This window comes from Polynucleobacter hirudinilacicola, from assembly GCF_002192535.1.
Taxonomy (GTDB): Bacteria; Pseudomonadota; Gammaproteobacteria; order Burkholderiales; family Burkholderiaceae; genus Polynucleobacter; species Polynucleobacter hirudinilacicola.
Genome location: NZ_NAIA01000002.1, coordinates 130,611 through 145,864 on the forward strand (window position 1 = coordinate 130,611; position 15,254 = coordinate 145,864).

The window sequence follows — 15,254 nt, forward strand, 5'->3', positions numbered from 1 at the left end:
AGACTTACGTTATCTAGAGTCCCATGTCCTTTAAAACTCGGAAGATTTCTCGATAAGCCTTAGGTGGCTTATTTTGCTCTTTTTCTCTGCGGGCATTGCGAATCAGAGTGCGCATATTCTGAATATCCATATCGGGATATTGCTCAATCATTTTGGTGAAAGCTTCATCATTGGCAATTAAGCGATCGCGATAGCTTTCCAAAAAATGTAATTTAGCAGTCTCTGCCTTGCTCACCCCTTGAATAGCATCTAAACGTTTTTGAATAGCATCTAACTCTTCTTCATCCAAAAAACGCATGAGCTTGCCAAGATATTGCTTATGTCGACGAATCGCCTCAAAGCTTTTGATCTTATTGGTTTCTGCAATCGCTACTTTGATGGCTTCATCTAAAGGAATCGTTTTGAGGGCATCGCTACTTAAGGCTGCCAAGACTTCTGCCAATTTCTGGCGTTCCGTCATTTGGCGCTTTAGCTCAGACTTGCTAGGGCCTTCATCAGCCTCAACAACTTTGGGTGTGCGATTCTTCTCATTAATATGCATATGACTATTTTAGACGGGTATTGGACTTAACTACTCTTTGCTGATTTTCTGCTTTAGAAGTTTCAGATCAGCGCTAGAGAATAATTGGCTTCTTCCAATGATTGATGTGGGCTTCAATCTGCCTGCCTGAACATATCTGCGCAAGGTTGGAAGCGAGACCTCTAAAAATTCTGCAGCCTCTTCTGCTGAAAAGGTCGCATTTCTTAGATGCCCAAATACTTGTTCATGCGTGTATTCAGTTTCCTGGAAGGCATTTATTGCAATTAAAGAAAAAAATTTAATACGTTCTTTTGACGGCATCCTTTGAACGAGAGCAAATAGATCCTCAGCACTCATATATTGAGTCATATGTAGACCTCACTTTTTAAATTGAAATGGCTTGAACTTATCATTTGAACCTAATAGATTTTTTTAATCTTGTATAAAAATTTTCATGAGGCCCTATTTGGGAAAATTCTATCCAAGTTATTTCGGTGGCACCCTCAAAATGATCATATTGATAAGCCATCAAATATTCCTGTGTATTAAAGCGAAATTTATAAACAAATACTCCCTGGAGATCCCCATGCTTTTGTTGGCCTATCCTGGGATCATTACAAACTTCAGTAACTCTAATTTCTATTGCTAACTGCAAAGGCTTGGAGGCCTTTTTTACAAATTGGGCAAAAGCTTTTCTATAGGTAGTTCTCATGATCTAATATTAGATCAAAAATGATTCTATAACAAATCAACAAAAGTGACAAGAAATACCTGATTTTTTGTATTGGTAAATAATAGGCAGCAAAGCATATGACTCAAGTAAATACCTACGACTACATCATTATTGGGGCAGGCAGCGCTGGCTGTATGTTGGCCAAGCGTTTGACTGAAAACCCCCAAAAGAAGGTTTTACTGATTGAGGCGGGCAAGAGTGATAACTACATTTGGATTCATATTCCGGTGGGTTATCTGTACTGCATTGATAACCCGAGGGCGGATTGGCGTTTTAAGACTGCTGCTGAAAAAGGTCTCAATGGCCGCTCATTGATTTATCCCCGTGGCAGAGTTCTAGGTGGATGCTCCTCTATTAACGGAATGATTTATATGCGTGGCCAAGTTGGAGACTACGACTCTTGGGTGGAGGCTACTGGTGACGATGCTTGGTCTTGGCAAAATGCTCTAGCCCGTTACAAAAAGTTTGAGGATTACCATGGTGCTGCCAATGAATGGCATGGCAAAGGTGGTGAATGGACGGTATCCAAGCAACGCTTACGCTGGCCCATTATGGATAAATTTAGAGAGGCTGCTGTAGAGGCTGGCATTCCTGCATCAGATGACTTTAATCGAGGCGATAACTTTGGCGTAGGCTACTTTGATGTTAGTCAGCGCGCTGGTTTGCGATTAAACACTGCCAAGGCTTTTTTAAAAGAGGCGGCCAAGCGCAGCAATTTGACGGTGATTACTGAAGCGATGGTCACTAAGCTCAAAATTGATCCTGCTAACAAGAATTGCTATGGCGTGGAGTATCGCAAGGATGGCATTCTCAGCGATGCCTTGTGCGTAATTGAGCAGGGTGGCGAAGTCTTGCTCAGCGCGGGCTCGATTGGGAGCGTGCAAATACTAGAGCGCTCTGGAGTCGGTGCTGCCGCACATCTTTCTGCATTGGGCATTCCGGTAATGGCCGATTTACCAGGGGTTGGTGAAAACCTGCAAGATCACCTACAACTGCGCATGATTTATAAAGTCAATGGCATTAAGACTCTCAACACCAAGGCCAACTCTTGGTTTGGTAAGTTGATGATTGGTTTGGAATATCTCTTGAGGCGCTCTGGCCCGATGTCGATGGCACCATCCCAATTGGGTGCTTTTGCTTATAGTTCTCCAACGCAAAAGAGCGCTAATGTGGAATATCACGTGCAACCACTCTCATTAGAGAAGTTTGGCGAAGACTTGCATTCATTTAATGCCTTCACAGCCAGTGTTTGCAATCTGAGACCTACATCTCGTGGCAGTGTGCATATCAATTCACTTGATCCTGAAGCGCCACCAGTAATTTGCCCAAATTATTTATCCACTGAGGAAGACCGCAAAATTGCGGCGGAGTCTTTGCGTTTAACGCGCAAGATTGTGCAAAGCCCAGCACTCAAGCCTTACTCACCAGAAGAATACAAACCGGGTGCGCAGTACCAAACTGAAGCAGAGTTGGTTAAAGCCGCTGGTGATATAGGTACCACTATTTTTCATCCGGTTGGCACCTGCAAGATGGGGCGTGTAGATGATCCGATGGCAGTATTAGATTCTCAATTGCGCATCAGAGGTATTCATCATCTGCGGGTGGTCGATGCCTCAGCTATGCCGACTATCACTTCAGGTAATACCGCCGCTCCAACGATGATGATTGCAGAGCGTGTTGCGGAGTTACTCGCTGGTGAATAGTCCCAAAAGTAATCAGCTTCCCTTAGGTCATCTTCTGCTGGCTTTAGCTATTGTGGCGGTGTGGGGAACAAACTTTGTGGTTATCAAGCTTTCTTTAGAAGCCTTTCCGCCATTCTTATTTGCAGCGCTACGTTATACCTTTGCATTTTTACCCTTAGCATTTTTTATACCCAGACCTAAGGTCTCTTGGGCCAATATGTGTGCATATGGTGTCGCTATTGGAGTCGGACAATTCGGTATCTTGTTTTTTGCGATTGATGGACGAATTTCTCCAGGCTTAGCTTCCTTGGTAGTGCAGACACAGGTATTTTTCACTATTGGATTTGCAATGTTCTTTGCAAAAGAGCGTTTGAAGCTTTATCAAGCAGTTGCTGTCTCAGTATCCATGACTGGCCTTGGAGTTATTGCGCTCCATACCGATACAAACACCACTTTTCTAGGAATCGCTTTAGTAGTCATCGCAGGGCTCTCATGGGGGATTGGTAATACAGTGAGTCGGCGTGCTGGCTCTATAATATGCTTGCTTATGTCGTCTGGGCAAGTGTGTTTTCGCTACCACCACTCTTTTTGATTTCCTGGATTTTTGAAGGTGGTTGGGAGCAGATGAGCACTTCAATCAGTTCTGCGCCAATGACTGCATGGGCTGGTGTGTTTTGGCAATCGTGGGGTAATACCGTCTTTGGTTATGCTGCTTGGGCTTGGCTACTCTCAAAGCATCCTGCTGCAGTAGTGGCACCAGCCCCATTATTAGTGCCGATATTTGGGATGGGTGCTTCGGTCTATTTTTTAAGCGAACCACTGCCTTTATGGAAAATTTTGGCTGCCGCCTTAGTGATTGCTGGCCTCATCGTCAACTTATTTTGGCCGAATCTTGAAAAGTATTTCAGAAAACTAGGTCGATAAAAGTTTTATTGCTTCTCGAATGAGGAGGGCGCGATATCCCATATAGATTGCCACTAAAGTAAAGCCAAGTAAGAATAGCTTCGGAACGAGTGCACCTTCTGTAACTAATTCACTATTGAGCAATCCAAGAGCAACTGCGGCAAAGAATAAAGCGCCTAGTCCCAGCATGACCCAGTTTTCATGACTACTGACTTGCTGACTAGTGTTTTGGTAAGCCAGTACCTGAAAGATCTCACCTTTAGCGTAGCCCGATACAGTCAATAAGTCACCATCAGCAATCTTCATGGGAGTAGAAAATTTTGCTTCAATTGCTTTATCACCTAAATTAAACTTAGAGATAAAGAAGCGCTTGTAATAAATAGAGGAATGATCGTGCGTTGGTTTTTCTGGATTCACGTATTCCAGTAATTCATTATTTAGATTGCTCACCGTTCCTGAGATGGCATACAGTGAGGTTGATAAAAATGAGCTTGGCTTGCTAACAGTCATCAGTAAAACTCCTAAAAGACTTAAGCTCAGTATAAAGAACAAGGAAAAGAGAGGCTTTTTCATGGTTTAGTAATAGCTTTTGATGCCTTTAGCCATTAGGCTAATTGCCACTGCAAAAGTAAGAAGCGAAAAAATTTGCTGCAAGCGCGAACCACTGATTTTTTTACCAAACGCCGCTCCAATCAAAAGACCCCCTAAAGCCCCTAAAGAGAAGGGTGCTGCAAGCAGTAAATTCAAGTTTCCAGAAGCAGCAGAAAACACAGCGCCACCAGCTGAAATAACCGCAAGCACGCCTAATGAAGTAGCCACAATCGATTGCACTGGTAGATCGGTGTAGCGCTTCAGTGCAGGAACAATTACAAAGCCACCCCCAACACCCAGAAGCCCAGATAGAAACCCTGCTACTCCACCAGAAAACATGAGCGCTCTTGCACAAGGAATATTCCAAGCCAACTTACCAATCGATGGATCTAGCAAGCATGGCGGTGGTTTGCTTGCTGAGTCAGTAATGCCTAATATTTCTCTGCTAGCCTGTCTGTAGAGATTGGTGGATGAATAAAAGAGCGTCAAACTAAATAAAATTAATAGCGGCCCATTGGGTGCACGTTGTGCTAACCACAGACCTACTGGTGATAGCATTAATCCAAAGATCGCCATAAATCCAGCAGCTTTATATCTCAAGATTTTATTTTTCAGTCCCAATAGTGCGCCAACGCCAGCAGCTAACGCTATGGCAGACAAGGCTACTGGGGCTGCCTCTGCCACAGATAGATGGAGGGCAAAGACAAGCAATGGGACGGACAAAATCCCTCCACCAGCGCCAGTAAGGCCCATTAGGAGGCCTACGAGGATACCTAAGGCGGGGCTGATCAGTATTGAGTAATCCATTGCAATTTATTTTATATTAAGATAATATATAAATATATATATTAATTACCTAGAGCGATCTTAGAAAGACCATTGTGAACCCAAAAGTAAACGCTGACATTAAAGCCTTTTTCGATCCAGGAACCTGGACCTTTACCTATGTAGTGTATGAGGGTGAAGGTAGTGCTTGTGTGGTGATTGACTCGGTTTTGAACTATGAGTCCAAGTCAGGTCGAACTACCACCAACTCTGCCGATGAGGTCATTCAATTTATTGCTGAGAAGAAGTTGCAGCTAGCCTGGATCTTGGAAACCCATGCTCATGCAGATCATCTGACTGCTGCCCCATATTTACAAGGCAAGCTTGGCGGCAAGATTGTGATTGGCGATCACATTACTAATGTACAAAATGTTTTCAAAGGTATCTTTAATTTAGATGAACATTTTCCAGTTGATGGTTCGCAATTTGATCATTTGCTCAAGGATGGAGAGTCACTAGATTTTGGCGATTTATCTTTAAAAGCAATCTACGTTCCAGGGCACACCCCAGCTTGCATGGCCTATGAAATTGGGGATGCCTTATTTGTAGGGGATACCTTGTTTATGCCGGATGTTGGCACGGCGCGCTGTGATTTCCCGGGCGGCGATGCGAAGACCTTATATCAATCTATCCAGAAAATCTTGAGTTATCCCAATGAAACCAAGCTGTACATGTGTCACGATTACCCGCCAAGTGATCGACCAGTAGCTCATCTCAGTAATGTGGGCGCAGAGAAGCAAAGTAATATTCACGTACATGATGGCATTGCTGAAGATGCATTTGTACAAATGCGTAGTAAGCGCGATGCTACTTTGGAGGTGCCTCATCTGATCCTGCCATCGATCCAGGTCAATATTCGTGCTGGTCACTTTCCTGAGCCTGAGCCGAATGGCAAGTCTTATCTAAAAATTCCACTGAATACTCTCTGATATGAATATCCCTATTTCAAAAGCTGAGCTCAAAAGAATGCAAGCTTCTGCGGAAGATGCTTGCAAGCTCATGAAGGTCCTTTCAAACCGCGATCGCATGATGCTCTTATGTGAGATTGGTCAGGGTGAAAAATGTGTTGGTGAGTTAGAGGCTGCTCTAGATATTCATCAGCCAACGCTCTCACAACAACTAACCGTTTTACGAAAAGAAAAACTAGTGAAGACTCGTAGAGATGGCAAACAAATCTACTACTCACTAGCTAGCCAGGTAGCAATAGCAGTCATGGGCTTGCTATATAAGCACTATTGTAAGAAGTAGAACGTTTTATCAAAAGAAGAGGTTAACTATGAAATGCAACGTCGGTGGTATTGATCGTATTTTAAGAATCGCAGTTGGCGCATTGTTGGTGGCACTTGCGGCGAGTAATGTCATTGGATTATGGGGCTGGTTGGGTGTGATTCCCTTGGCAACCGGATTATTTCGTTTTTGCCCCGCCTATACTTTGCTTAGCGTGAATTCTTGCGGAGTATCTTCTGATAAGAGCTCATCTAGCAAGTAAATTGTGCCAAGATTTACCTAAAGGGGATGCCAAGTGCACCCCTTTTTTATTTTTTAATACTACTCATTTCCAATCTCAAGATTGAGTGGGCTAAAAAAACAACAAAGAATAGTAATCCTAAGATCCAATGGATGCTAACGACTACATCTCGAATTTCAGCGGATCCGTAATATAGCAAGGCTCCGGTAATCAGCAATGCCGCCAAGAAGCTCAGTTGACCAAGTCCACTCAACCATTTCTTTTTGGATTTAAGGCCAGCCCTTAAGTGAAAGGGCAGCACCGATCCTAGAGCTAGAGTTGCGATCATCGCAAAGACTCCATGCAAGGCTAGCACGTTGTGATTTCCTAAGGCCGCTCTTTGAATCTGAAATTCATGACCAAGTAAATATAGGCTGCCACTAATAGAGCAGGTAAGCATACCGCCAATCACAAATAATCTTTGCCAGCCGGGCATCTTTCCTAAACGACTCATGCGGCAATCCTGATGGCCTTTGCTGAGAAGTAAGTAAAGCAAGCATGATCATGGATGCCTGAAAGAGCGAGGACCTTAGTAAGGGCATCTGCATAAACGCATTGACTGGCTAAAACAGAATAAGAACCCGAGAAATGGAGATGTGCCTCAGATTCATCTTTTGCAAAGGGATTGATGATGTGACTTTGCTCTTCATCGCGATTGGAAAAGTACAAGCCACTTGTAGCAATGGCCCCACTTTGCAGAGAGCCAATATCAATTAATTGATTTGGCAAACGTGGATTTCGAATGTGAATTGGTCTTGGCGCTCCAAAGACCCGTAGATCACCTCCCGCATTCACGCAACCCGATTGAATGCCGCTTGCCAGCAAACTCTCAACAGCCTTATCGACTGCAAACCCTTTGGCAATTCCTCCGAGATCAAGGCATACGGGCTTAGAGACTCTTAAGGTTTGCGGGTCTATAAAGTGGATATCTTCAATGCCGCCTAGCTCATATTGGGATAAATTAAGATGGCGAGGCAATAAGCCGGCCGCAACAAGTCTATGCCCAATGCCGCAATTAAATAAGCCATTTGATTGCTGATAAATCTCTTGGGCAATCTTGATGATTTCAGCGGTCCACGGGTGAACTACCAGTGATACTTGATGAGCCCAGCGATTAATTTGATTGAGCTCACTTAAAGGATCATAAAAACTCATCAAGTGTTGAACTTGCCCTACAGCAGTAAATGCTTTATTGATTGCCCCATCACCTTCTTGATCGATAGTAATTTCAACAAATGTTCCCAAAAGGGCTTGGCAGCGGATAGTCATTTAGTCTTTAAAGCTAAGTCATACAAGACTGCTACTCGCTTGACTCCATCAGTAATATGTTTGCAAGAAAGGGTCGCTCCACCAATATTCTGGATATCTTGATTGAGTTTGATAGGGTCTTTCGCCGACTTACCAACAAACTGTTTACGCCACTGAGCTTCTGCTACCTCGTAGCCATAAGACTCAACGTATTCCAAAATCTCAATACCTAAAATACTACCGTTCGGAGCGATCCCCACGGCATAGGTAATCATTTCGTGTTTGCCAACAACTTCATCAATAATGAGCCAGCTACCATCAGATGCTTTCCAGATCCGGTCTCCTTGAAAGGGGTAGCGAATACTGGAGGCTAGCCGCATTCTTTCTTGGAGATCATCGGTAATGATGATGGGTGCTTTTATGAGCTGCTTATTGGGGAGCAGAATTTTCTGTACTTGATCCGCTGTCACATAAATCTTTGCCTGAGCAATAATGGGGGCGGTCACCATTGCTAAGCCAACAATCGCAAAAGGGTTGGGTTTCCAGTTCATTGAATGTTTTTATCTTTAGTTCAGTGGAAATCCAACTTTGAGAATGAATTCATTGACGGTATGGCTATCCCATACCCGAGCGTTGGAACATTCAGCTTCACCGCCACCCATACAGTTACCGCCAGCCAGTTGATAGCGCCAGGCGCCAGTTACCCACCAGTCTTTGGAAGCGTAGTGCACGTTGGGCCCCACAAAGGTGGCGCGTTGTACTTGGTTGCGTAGATTAAGTTCTGAGTAATCGTTATGAAAGCGTGCCTCTACGCCTGCAGACCACTTAGGAGCAAACCGATAGCTGGCCCCCACTAAAAAATCGAGCATTGATTCGGGGACATTGCCATTCTCAATAAATTTCAAGCGCTCATTTGCTACTACAACATTACCGGCAAGTATTAAACGATCATCTAGGAAGTTAGACTGCAACAAGAGTCGAGCTGCTAGCTCATCTTTATTTTTACCCCAGGTAGGCTCTAAATAAAATCCCACTCCAACAGGAGAAGTCACCGGATTGGTAAGTCGATAAATGGCTTCCAGTGAGACCCCTTCAATACCACTCTTTCTATATGCCGTAGCAGGATCATGCGAGGACGGCACTGCATAGCCGCCAGTACAACTTGGCTCATCGCCACATGCTTCAGGATTGGTGTAGTTCTGATTTGCATTGGTGTAGTAAGAATTGATATAGCCGGCAATTTGCAAATCATTTGTTAAGCCATATTCCAATTCTGATCTGGCAGTCCATGCCTCATAGGTTCCAGCGGCCTGTTGTTGATTGAGTTGTAGGCGTTGTTCAAACTCCAACTTACCTTTGGGTTGAAGGTCTAGGGTATAGATCCAGCCGAATACTCCTTCGCCGGCATTGGCAAAGGAGAAATGAAGTGCACTTGCGATGATGAAGCTAAAGGCAATCAGTCTTTTGATGGTTATTTTCATAGTTGTATCAGGTGAGTGGTTGAAAAAATCTAAATGAGAATAGTTCTCAATATAGCATCAAATGAGAATGATTCTTAAATAGAAAAATGACCAGCTTCTGATAAATGGCTTTTCTTATGAGACTTTTCTGTATTGCTTGTAAGATTTCACTTCAATGAATGCAGAAGCTCTCGAGAAACTCGTCTTAATGAAAATGCCTTACGGCAAACATGCTGGGCGCGCTCTCGCAGACTTGCCAGGAAATTATTTAGCCTGGTTTGCAAGAGAGGGATTTCCCAAAGGGGAGCTGGGGCAGCTGCTAGAGTTGATGCACACGCTCGATCACAATGGCTTGCGTGGACTTTTGGCCCCCATTCAGAGGGCCCATGGTTTGAATACTAGGCCTTAACTACCTTGATCTGATGATTGCAGTGACTCGGTTGCGCTCATAAGTCACGGTGACTGAATCTGGCGGGCTACTGTGAACTAAGACAGGCGTAATTGATGTTTGTAATGCAATTTGAGCGACAATTTTTTTAGCCAGGTCACTATTGCGGTCATATTGAATCTCAATACTCACTACCTGACCTTCTTTAATGTGATTGATGAGTTGATCTATCTTGATTGATGAGTAATCATCAAAAAAGACCGGGTACCACCCTCCCACCATGGCTTTGTTTGACTTGGGCTCCGGCGTTGCTGCTTGAGCTTTAGTTGTCCCTGTATTGAGCGCTAGCTGAAAATCAATCCCGGTTTTTTGAACCAAGTCTTGATAAGAGATCGGCGGAGTCATAGTGGCTTCGTTGGTGTTCTCAATCCAATAAGCCCAGGCTAAATTTTTACTTGGGTCATAAACCAGTTTGTATAAATGACTGGGAATGGTGACGCGACCGCTACCGATACTGCCACTATTACCAGTTGATCCGGTGTAGACATAAATATCTCCAGCTGCTCTCTTGACATAAAGTCTGGTCGGCTCTTCCACATTCTTAGCCCAAATGCCTTGATTGTTTTGTCTAGCCTGGGGCATCATGTTTGCCAATGAGAATGATTGGGTCATTGAGCGCTCATTCGTCATATCTCCAGCTGGAGCGTTGTGGCCTCGGTCATAACCGCTCCCACGGTAGTCTGAAAGGAGTGAACGCTCGGCCAATGGCAGCCTGGCTTCTTCGTAGAACTGGTTACTTCTTTTGGGGTGAGGAGCCAATAACTGCTCTCGACTCAACTTCTCCACGGTATAGATAGGCTTCTTATCTGAGGGTGAGTAATAGATCGCAAAGCTATCAAAGCAGAGGTCACGCCCTACCTGTTGGGTGCTCGGAATCTTCTGCCCTGGGAATAGATCCTTGCAATCCTGAAATAGGGCAAAGGCACTCAGTGGGTTTAGGAGACCGAACAGGACTGCTAGGACAAGAAACTGGCGATGGGATTTCATAGGATGTAAGTTTAGGACGTGCTAGAAACACTCCTGCCAATTTTTCAATGGGGCTAGCCATGGAGCTAATAAGCATTTGATCCGAAGAGAGAGTTCCGCATGACTTTGCCCGGCCGTAATGAAACAGAAATGCTTTAAAAATAATGCCTTGCAATAATTGGGTGTGGCTACTACCGGTAGAAACTGGGGTAGTCTAAAACACTAGATGTATGGTTTTTGAGAGCATTTTTTTATCTCAAATCGTAAAAAAGTCCGAATTTAGCCATTTTTTTATAGTATGAAATTAGTGCCTCCTAACTTCTATAAGTTATTGATTTAAAAAGATTAAATATTGATATTGGAAAGCCTCTAAGGGAGATCCCGTATTTTGAGATCAAAAAGTTATTGAAAACATCTTTCTTATTCTTGACTTGATATAAGAACCTTTTTAGGATGACCCATGTTTTTTAGATATTGCGTTGCAACATAAATCGGTAGTAGGGTTTTGGGGTGACGCAAACAAATAGATGAGTAAATGTTTAACGAACAATTTAAGTGAGACGCAAGATCAGCCGTCAGCAATCCTGGCCGCTAAAGATCTGCTGACACATGCTATGACCCCGGTTTACCGGGTGATCAATGGCATCCTGGTTGTTAGTGTATTCATGGTCGTAGGTCTTTGGCTTTCTGGCAACGGCACCAATGCCGGTGCTTTTGATTTAGCCCGCATCTTAGTTCCCGACGAAGCCCGCCATATTGTTTGGAGCAATGGCTTTGGCATGCTCGAGCAATACAAAACCGCAAATGACAGTTCGACCCAGATGGTAGATTCTGAAATCGCTGCGGTGATTTATAACAAAGGTAATTCTCACTCAGCTGGCTTCAATAGTGCCAAGCAGCAGACTGTTGCATTGTTAATGCCTTCAGTTGCGCAGGTGCAGGTGAAATCGATTTCTCATTTGTCTGACCGTATTCCAACCTCCAAGATTGATCCACAGGCTCTAGATAGTAATTTGATGAGTTCAATCCAGAATCAACGATTAGTTGCGGATTTCTTTGAGCAGAAATACAAACTCGATCGTGCCAAGATTGAAGAGTATGTATCGAATACGATTTTGATTGCTAAGGAAGTTAATATTGATCCAGTGCTTCTATTGGCTGTGATTTCTGTTGAGTCAAACTTCAACCCAAACACCAAGAGTCATGCTGGTGCTGAGGGTCTGATGCAAGTGATGACTTCAGTGCACAAGGATAAATATGCTTTGTATGGCGGCACTACTGAAGCCGTGAAGCCTGAAGTCAATATTCGTATCGGCGCCTATATTCTGAAATACCTCATCGCCACAGCAGGCTCACTGCGTAATGGTTTGAAGTACTACGTCGGTGCTGCAAATGCTGAACATGATGGTGGTTATGCTGACAAAGTCATGGCTGAAAGAAATCGCATCATCAGCCTGTGCCAAACTCGTCCTGCAAATCGTTTGACCTCAAATGGTAAGGATGTGCGCTCTTAATTCGAGCGGTATTTAAATTGCAGCATCAATAAAAAGACCACCCTCGGGTGGTCTTTTGCATTCCATCAAGACGAATCTAATGGTGCTTAGTTAACGCCATGCAATTCAACATCAAATACTAAAGTTGCATTTGGTGGAATAACGCCACCTGCACCGCGAGGACCATAGCCCATATCCGAAGGAATGATGAGCGTACGTTTGCCGCCGATTTTCATGCCGGCAACACCTTCATCCCAGCCTTTGATGACATGACCAGCGCCCAGGGGAAAGCTAAACAGTTGGCCGCGATCTAATGAGCTATCAAACTTCTGACCCTTATGATCAGCCGCATTCTCGTCATAGAGCCAGCCTGTGTAATGCACGTCAACGTGATTGCCAGCTACCGCTTCTTTACCGTCGCCCACAACGGTATCGATTTTTTTGAGTTCACTCATAATGTTTTTCCTATTTCACACAAATTGATTGGCTAGTATATTCTGAGCTTTATCGATTCTGATGGTGAGCCGCATTTGGCTCTATGACATGACAAATTATTGGCCCAATTCCGCATACAACACCCTTTTGATTAGCCCAGACCGGCAGCTATTAGTCACAGATGACTTTTTACGTACCTACTTGCTCAGGCCTGAGCTTAGCTTGGTTCCGGAGTCCTGTGCTATTGAGAAAGCCTTGCACCAGCGCTTGATGGAAAACCCCCGAAGCGAGATTGCCGATGCTGAAATTGCCACTATGGCCGATGAGGATATTCAAGAAAACTATCGAGTCTGGTTGCGCTATCGAGCTCGTCTATTGGCAGCAAGCTCTTTAGAGAGTTTTTATATGAGCTTGTTTAGAGGTGAGGGCGTTGACGTTCCTCCCTTATTTGTAGCGCAACTGGCGCAGATCTTTGTGCGACATATTTTGGGGGATGAAGTTCATCCTTTGGAAGCGCGCATGGGCGAGCTTTTCTTTAGGACCCAAAAGATTACAGTGCTGGAAGATTCCATTGTGATGGGCGCAGATGAGGAGACAGTCTCTCGTAATGCCCAAGCAGGAGATACCGGCAACATCATGGATTTATTAAAAGGTAAATCGATGACGATGCGGTCGGCAGACTTGGATGTCTTGTATGAAGAAAACGCCGCCGAGTACTGGACCCGAAATACCAATTTTGACTTTGCGGTACAGCTGAACTTCGGACATGAGCCCATCAATCACTTTTGCCGTGTTCTAGAAAAATGGATTGAGCATTTTCTGGGGGCTAAAGTGCGCATTACTCCAATGCAGCAAATCAGCGATCCCAAGTGGTCATGGCATGTGGGTCTAGATGCTGCGGCAACGGAGATACTGAATAAGCTTTACAACAAGGAGACTGTTGAAGCTGATGAGCTTGAGAAGGTAATCTGCCTGTTCCGTCTAGACTTTATTGATGAGGCTGCTGTAGCTAAAGCGCAGGCAGGCAAGCCAGTCTATATGGCAATTGCTATGAACGAGCAGCAACAACTTAAGCTAAAGCCCCAAAATCTCTTATTTAACCTGCCGCTCGCAAAAGCTTCTTAAGGCTCTAAGTATTTTTAAGTTTCCGATTTTGACTCGCCAGCCAGAGTAGTGCTGCTGCAGTCACAAAAACAGGAAAGAGTGATCCCAGGTTGAGGATATTCCAGCCTTGTGAGGTAATCAGGGCGCCAGATCCAAATGAGGTGAATGCCATCGTCCCGAAAACAAAAAAGTTAATCGCTGCTTGAGCTTTATCTCGCTCATTGGGTTTGTAGGCAGTCATCGCCAAGGAGGTGGAGCCGGTAAATAAAAAGTTCCAACCAACGCCCAGCAAGAAAAGTGCAATAAAGAATTGATGCAGATCTGCACCACTCAATGCAATTAAGATACAAATCAAATTGAGGGCTACTCCAACACCCATAATCTTGAGAGCGCCAAAACGTTGGATGAGGGAGCCAGTAAAAAATCCTGGTGCGAACATGCCAATGACATGCCATTCTAGAACAAGGGCTGTATCTGAAAAAGGAAGCCCACACATTTGCATTGCAAGTGGCGTTGCTGCCATGAGTAAATTCATCACACCATAACCAAGAGCAGCGCCAATAATGGCAACCATAAAGACGGGCTGCTGGAGAATGCTCTTGAGCGCGCGTCCATCTGAAAGTGTATGCTGGGTTTTGAATTCTTCCGGGAAGTGAATGAACTGCATCACAAAGATACCAATACAGGCGGCAATCGATAGAGTGAGATAGGCCCCCAAAAAGGCGGTATCAAATAAATCGCGTGTCCAGGATGCAAGGTTTGGGCCTACGACTGCACCCAGAATGCCGCCTGCTAAAACCCAGGAGACGGCTTTATCGCGCTGGCTAGTTTCAGTGAGCTCAGCAGCAGCGAAACGATAGAGCTGACCATTTGCGCTGTAGTAGCCAGCAATAAAAGTACCTGTTACCAAGAGCCAAAAATTCTGACTCAGGGCCGCATAGGCACATAACAGGGCGGAGAGCATGGCAACCAGTAGCCCCAGTTGAAAAGAAATCTTTCTGCCAAAGTAATTTTGGGATTTCGCAACAATGGAGGTGGAGAACGCGGCACCTACTACATAGCCCATGACCGGTAAGGTGGCCATCCAGCTAGCAGGTGCAAGGCTGAGGCCAACCAAACCATTGATGGCGATAAAGGTGACGTTATTAGTCAGGAATAGGCCCTGGCAAATAATGAGCAGCACCAGATTTTTATTGAGTAAAGGGTGCTTGTTGGGCATGAGATGGAGTTTACGGCGAATTCAGACCTTTGGTTGTCTTGGTGGATTCCCTTAAATAGGGTGGTATTGGTGGATTTGGGCTATAAAAGCAGCAATTTTGCCGACTCCGATGATTTAAAA

Annotated in this window: 19 protein-coding genes and 1 pseudogene; 8 read left to right on the forward strand and 12 right to left on the reverse strand. The window is 44.5% G+C overall.

Annotated elements, in window-relative coordinates; all coding sequences use genetic code 11:
• Positions 1–13: 13 nt before the first annotated feature.
• The 3 genes from yjgA to B6A14_RS03355 are packed head-to-tail and all read right to left on the reverse strand — an operon-like array spanning position 14 to position 1,232.
• Positions 14–541 carry a ribosome biogenesis factor YjgA gene (gene yjgA, locus B6A14_RS03345; protein ID WP_087909045.1) on the reverse strand — a complete coding sequence of 176 codons (528 nt, stop codon included), beginning with the start codon at positions 539–541 and terminating at the stop codon, positions 14–16.
• A gap of 30 nt (positions 542–571) precedes the next feature.
• Complete coding sequence (locus tag B6A14_RS03350; RefSeq protein WP_087909046.1) at positions 572–889, reverse strand: helix-turn-helix domain-containing protein; 318 nt, start codon at positions 887–889, stop codon at positions 572–574.
• Positions 890–929: 40 nt separating this feature from the next.
• Positions 930–1,232 (reverse strand): type II toxin-antitoxin system RelE/ParE family toxin, encoded by a 303-nt coding sequence (locus B6A14_RS03355; RefSeq protein WP_087909047.1) that lies wholly within the window; start codon positions 1,230–1,232, stop codon positions 930–932.
• A 98-nt stretch (positions 1,233–1,330) separates the two neighbouring features.
• On the opposite strand from B6A14_RS03355, the gene B6A14_RS03360 reads away from it, so the two are divergent.
• Together B6A14_RS03360 and B6A14_RS03365 are read left to right on the forward strand one after the other, a co-directional pair.
• Positions 1,331–2,956, forward strand: a complete 1,626-nt coding sequence (locus B6A14_RS03360; protein ID WP_087909048.1) for a GMC family oxidoreductase — start codon at positions 1,331–1,333, stop codon at positions 2,954–2,956.
• Positions 2,949–3,859: pseudogene (locus B6A14_RS03365) on the forward strand (EamA family transporter). The gene B6A14_RS03360 and the pseudogene B6A14_RS03365 overlap by 8 nt, the downstream one beginning before the upstream one ends.
• Here B6A14_RS03365 and B6A14_RS03370 read toward each other — a convergent pair.
• Together B6A14_RS03370 and B6A14_RS03375 are read right to left on the reverse strand one after the other, a co-directional pair.
• The gene (locus tag B6A14_RS03370) at positions 3,848–4,348 is read right to left on the reverse strand and encodes a hypothetical protein (protein WP_087909049.1); all 501 of its coding nucleotides are present in this window, start codon (positions 4,346–4,348) and stop codon (positions 3,848–3,850) included. The pseudogene B6A14_RS03365 and the gene B6A14_RS03370 overlap by 12 nt on opposite strands.
• 66 nt (positions 4,349–4,414) lie before the next feature.
• Positions 4,415–5,236 (reverse strand): sulfite exporter TauE/SafE family protein, encoded by an 822-nt coding sequence (locus B6A14_RS03375; protein WP_087909050.1) that lies wholly within the window; start codon positions 5,234–5,236, stop codon positions 4,415–4,417.
• A 74-nt stretch (positions 5,237–5,310) separates the two neighbouring features.
• Between B6A14_RS03375 and B6A14_RS03380 the strand changes: the two genes are divergently transcribed.
• Genes B6A14_RS03380 through B6A14_RS03390 form a run of 3 tightly spaced genes read left to right on the forward strand, consistent with a single transcriptional unit; the run spans position 5,311 to position 6,743 of the window.
• Positions 5,311–6,183, forward strand: a complete 873-nt coding sequence (locus B6A14_RS03380; protein ID WP_087909051.1) for an MBL fold metallo-hydrolase — start codon at positions 5,311–5,313, stop codon at positions 6,181–6,183.
• A gap of 1 nt (position 6,184) precedes the next feature.
• The gene (locus B6A14_RS03385; RefSeq protein WP_087909052.1) at positions 6,185–6,502 is read left to right on the forward strand and encodes an ArsR/SmtB family transcription factor; all 318 of its coding nucleotides are present in this window, start codon (positions 6,185–6,187) and stop codon (positions 6,500–6,502) included.
• Positions 6,503–6,530: 28 nt separating this feature from the next.
• Positions 6,531–6,743, forward strand: a complete 213-nt coding sequence (locus B6A14_RS03390) for a YgaP family membrane protein (RefSeq protein ID WP_087909053.1) — start codon at positions 6,531–6,533, stop codon at positions 6,741–6,743.
• A 46-nt stretch (positions 6,744–6,789) separates the two neighbouring features.
• Here B6A14_RS03390 and B6A14_RS03395 read toward each other — a convergent pair whose 3' ends face one another.
• From B6A14_RS03395 to B6A14_RS03410, 4 genes are read right to left on the reverse strand one after another with little or no spacing between them, the layout of a single operon-like run.
• Positions 6,790–7,215: a hypothetical protein gene (locus B6A14_RS03395; protein ID WP_087909054.1), complete on the reverse strand. Its 426-nt coding sequence runs from the start codon at positions 7,213–7,215 to the stop codon at positions 6,790–6,792.
• Positions 7,212–8,030, reverse strand: a complete 819-nt coding sequence (locus B6A14_RS03400; protein ID WP_087909055.1) for an FAD:protein FMN transferase — start codon at positions 8,028–8,030, stop codon at positions 7,212–7,214. The genes B6A14_RS03395 and B6A14_RS03400 overlap by 4 nt, the downstream gene beginning before the upstream one ends.
• Complete coding sequence (locus tag B6A14_RS03405) at positions 8,027–8,560, reverse strand: FMN-binding protein (protein ID WP_087909056.1); 534 nt, start codon at positions 8,558–8,560, stop codon at positions 8,027–8,029. Before B6A14_RS03405 ends, B6A14_RS03400 begins: the two co-directional genes overlap by 4 nt.
• Positions 8,561–8,575: 15 nt before the next feature.
• Positions 8,576–9,490 carry a DUF6662 family protein gene (locus tag B6A14_RS03410; RefSeq protein WP_087909057.1) on the reverse strand — a complete coding sequence of 305 codons (915 nt, stop codon included), beginning with the start codon at positions 9,488–9,490 and terminating at the stop codon, positions 8,576–8,578.
• Positions 9,491–9,644: 154 nt separating this feature from the next.
• Between B6A14_RS03410 and B6A14_RS03415 the strand changes: the two genes are divergently transcribed.
• The gene (locus B6A14_RS03415) at positions 9,645–9,878 is read left to right on the forward strand and encodes a DUF3820 family protein (protein ID WP_087909058.1); all 234 of its coding nucleotides are present in this window, start codon (positions 9,645–9,647) and stop codon (positions 9,876–9,878) included.
• Here B6A14_RS03415 and B6A14_RS03420 read toward each other — a convergent pair whose 3' ends face one another.
• Entirely contained in the window at positions 9,879–10,904 is a 1,026-nt protein-coding gene (locus B6A14_RS03420; protein WP_087909059.1) for a DNA/RNA non-specific endonuclease, read from the reverse strand. It lies immediately after the preceding gene.
• Between the two features lie 506 nt (positions 10,905–11,410).
• Between B6A14_RS03420 and B6A14_RS03425 the strand changes: the two genes are divergently transcribed.
• On the forward strand, positions 11,411–12,397 hold the full coding sequence (locus B6A14_RS03425; RefSeq protein ID WP_087909060.1) for a transglycosylase SLT domain-containing protein: 987 nt from the start codon (positions 11,411–11,413) through the stop codon (positions 12,395–12,397).
• A gap of 86 nt (positions 12,398–12,483) precedes the next feature.
• Here B6A14_RS03425 and B6A14_RS03430 read toward each other — a convergent pair whose 3' ends face one another.
• Positions 12,484–12,831 (reverse strand): FKBP-type peptidyl-prolyl cis-trans isomerase, encoded by a 348-nt coding sequence (locus tag B6A14_RS03430; protein WP_087909061.1) that lies wholly within the window; start codon positions 12,829–12,831, stop codon positions 12,484–12,486.
• 61 nt (positions 12,832–12,892) lie between these two features.
• Here B6A14_RS03430 and B6A14_RS03435 point away from each other — a divergent pair, with 61 nt between their 5' ends.
• Positions 12,893–13,936, forward strand: coding sequence for a DUF6352 family protein (locus tag B6A14_RS03435; protein ID WP_236635644.1), 1,044 nt, complete (start codon positions 12,893–12,895; stop codon positions 13,934–13,936).
• Between the two features lie 4 nt (positions 13,937–13,940).
• On the opposite strand, the gene B6A14_RS03440 is transcribed toward B6A14_RS03435, so the two are convergent.
• Positions 13,941–15,134, reverse strand: coding sequence for an MFS transporter (locus B6A14_RS03440; RefSeq protein ID WP_087909062.1), 1,194 nt, complete (start codon positions 15,132–15,134; stop codon positions 13,941–13,943).
• Between the last annotated feature and the right edge of the window lie 120 nt (positions 15,135–15,254).

Excerpts from the sequence above, each read along its gene's own strand:
- yjgA (WP_087909045.1), bottom strand. The coding sequence starts at position 541 with ATGCATATTAATGAGAAGAATCGCACACCCAAAGTTGTTGAGGCTGAT.
- B6A14_RS03350 (WP_087909046.1), bottom strand. The coding sequence starts at position 889 with ATGACTCAATATATGAGTGCTGAGGATCTATTTGCTCTCGTTCAAAGG.
- B6A14_RS03355 (WP_087909047.1), bottom strand. The coding sequence starts at position 1,232 with ATGAGAACTACCTATAGAAAAGCTTTTGCCCAATTTGTAAAAAAGGCC.
- B6A14_RS03360 (WP_087909048.1), top strand. The coding sequence starts at position 1,331 with ATGACTCAAGTAAATACCTACGACTACATCATTATTGGGGCAGGCAGC.
- B6A14_RS03370 (WP_087909049.1), bottom strand. The coding sequence starts at position 4,348 with ATGACTGTTAGCAAGCCAAGCTCATTTTTATCAACCTCACTGTATGCC.
- B6A14_RS03375 (WP_087909050.1), bottom strand. The coding sequence starts at position 5,236 with ATGGATTACTCAATACTGATCAGCCCCGCCTTAGGTATCCTCGTAGGC.
- B6A14_RS03385 (WP_087909052.1), top strand. The coding sequence starts at position 6,185 with ATGAATATCCCTATTTCAAAAGCTGAGCTCAAAAGAATGCAAGCTTCT.
- B6A14_RS03390 (WP_087909053.1), top strand. The coding sequence starts at position 6,531 with ATGAAATGCAACGTCGGTGGTATTGATCGTATTTTAAGAATCGCAGTT.
- B6A14_RS03395 (WP_087909054.1), bottom strand. The coding sequence starts at position 7,215 with ATGAGTCGTTTAGGAAAGATGCCCGGCTGGCAAAGATTATTTGTGATT.
- B6A14_RS03400 (WP_087909055.1), bottom strand. The coding sequence starts at position 8,030 with ATGACTATCCGCTGCCAAGCCCTTTTGGGAACATTTGTTGAAATTACT.
- B6A14_RS03405 (WP_087909056.1), bottom strand. The coding sequence starts at position 8,560 with ATGAACTGGAAACCCAACCCTTTTGCGATTGTTGGCTTAGCAATGGTG.
- B6A14_RS03410 (WP_087909057.1), bottom strand. The coding sequence starts at position 9,490 with ATGAAAATAACCATCAAAAGACTGATTGCCTTTAGCTTCATCATCGCA.
- B6A14_RS03415 (WP_087909058.1), top strand. The coding sequence starts at position 9,645 with ATGAATGCAGAAGCTCTCGAGAAACTCGTCTTAATGAAAATGCCTTAC.
- B6A14_RS03420 (WP_087909059.1), bottom strand. The coding sequence starts at position 10,904 with ATGAAATCCCATCGCCAGTTTCTTGTCCTAGCAGTCCTGTTCGGTCTC.
- B6A14_RS03425 (WP_087909060.1), top strand. The coding sequence starts at position 11,411 with ATGAGTAAATGTTTAACGAACAATTTAAGTGAGACGCAAGATCAGCCG.
- B6A14_RS03430 (WP_087909061.1), bottom strand. The coding sequence starts at position 12,831 with ATGAGTGAACTCAAAAAAATCGATACCGTTGTGGGCGACGGTAAAGAA.
- B6A14_RS03435 (WP_236635644.1), top strand. The coding sequence starts at position 12,893 with ATGGTGAGCCGCATTTGGCTCTATGACATGACAAATTATTGGCCCAAT.
- B6A14_RS03440 (WP_087909062.1), bottom strand. The coding sequence starts at position 15,134 with ATGCCCAACAAGCACCCTTTACTCAATAAAAATCTGGTGCTGCTCATT.